The 1,252-nt window shown below is 60.0% G+C and carries 1 pseudogene and 1 other annotated feature; the pseudogene reads left to right on the top strand.

What is annotated here, in order from left to right:
* Positions 1 to 138: 138 nt before the first annotated feature.
* Positions 139 to 1,166, top strand: a pseudogene (locus JAO82_RS14135) (IS3 family transposase); the annotation flags it as partial.
* Positions 264 to 380 (top strand) — a sequence feature (AL1L pseudoknot). Its footprint overlaps the pseudogene before it by 117 nt.
* Positions 1,167 to 1,252: the final 86 nt, after the last annotated feature.

Here is a 1,252-nt window from a genome sequence, read left to right as displayed (position 1 = left end):
ACTATAACGAGAACCACCCACACAGCGGCCTGAAATGGAAATCGCCTCGCGAGTTCATAAGGGCCGAAACTGAAACCGCTTAGGTGTCCGGTGAAGCGGGGGCTGGACCAGCGTCAAAATTTGACCCAGCCAATTAATCAGCAAGCCGAACGCGATGCTGGTCAGCGAGCCGGGCTGACGAGCGCCGAGAAGGATCGGATCAAGGAACTGGAGCGCGAGGTTCGTGAACTTCGCACCGCCAACGAGATCCTGAAGAAAGCATCTGCGTATTTCGCAGCGGCGGAGCTCGACCGCCCGTTCCGCAAATGATCGCGTTCATCGATGATCACCGTCGTGTCCATGGTGTCGGGCCGATCTGCCGGGCTCTGGGGATCGCACCATCGACGTATTACGCCTTCAAGGCAGTGGAACGTGATCCGGACCTGGCATCGGATCGAGCCAGACAGGATCGTCAGGACATGGCCGCCATCAAGCAGGCCTTCGATGGTAGTCGAGGACGATATGGCGCGCGCAAGATCTGGCACCAGATGCGCCGCGAGGGGCGCGACATCGCCCGCTGCACCGTGGAGCGGCTGATGAAGGTCATGGGATTGCAAGGGGTTGTGCGCGGTAAAAAGGTCATCACGACGAACCCAGATGCGGCGCAACCATGCCCGGACGACAAGGTAAACCGGACCTTCGTGGCAGACATGCCGAACCAGTTGTGGGTCAGCGACTTCACCTATGTCTCCAGCTGGCAGGGCATGGTTTACGTGGCCTTCGTGATCGATGTCTTCGCCCGCAAGATTGTCGGTTGGCGCGTCTCCACCTCGATGTCCACCGGTTTCGTTCTCGATGCTCTGAACCAGGCCATCTGCCAGCGGGCGCCATCCGAGGCAGACAAGCTGATCCACCACAGCGACCGCGGCAGCCAATACCTGTCGATCCGATACACTGAGCGGCTCGCAGAGGCCAGCATCGACACGTCTGTCGGCAGCGTCGGGACTTCTTACGACAAGGCCCTCGCCGAAAGCATCATCGGCCTGTTCAAGACCGAGGTCATCAAGTTCCTCGGCCCTTGGAAGTCCGTTGGCCACGTCGAATGGGAAACCCTGAAATGGGTCGACTGGTACAACAACACGCGCCTGCACAGCGCCATCGGCTACATCACGCCGCACGAAGCAGAGGAGATGGAGTGGTTGCCGCCCTCCCCAGACGGCATCGATTTGTGCCAAGGTCGTGGTGTCAACAGCCACACAACGAGGAGGACGGC

The sequence above is a fragment of the Pontibaca salina genome, assembly GCF_016307205.1.
Taxonomy (GTDB): domain Bacteria; phylum Pseudomonadota; class Alphaproteobacteria; order Rhodobacterales; family Rhodobacteraceae; genus Pontibaca; species Pontibaca salina.
The sequence above is the reverse complement of the archived record's forward strand: the minus strand, read 5'-3'. Positions and strand labels throughout refer to the sequence as shown.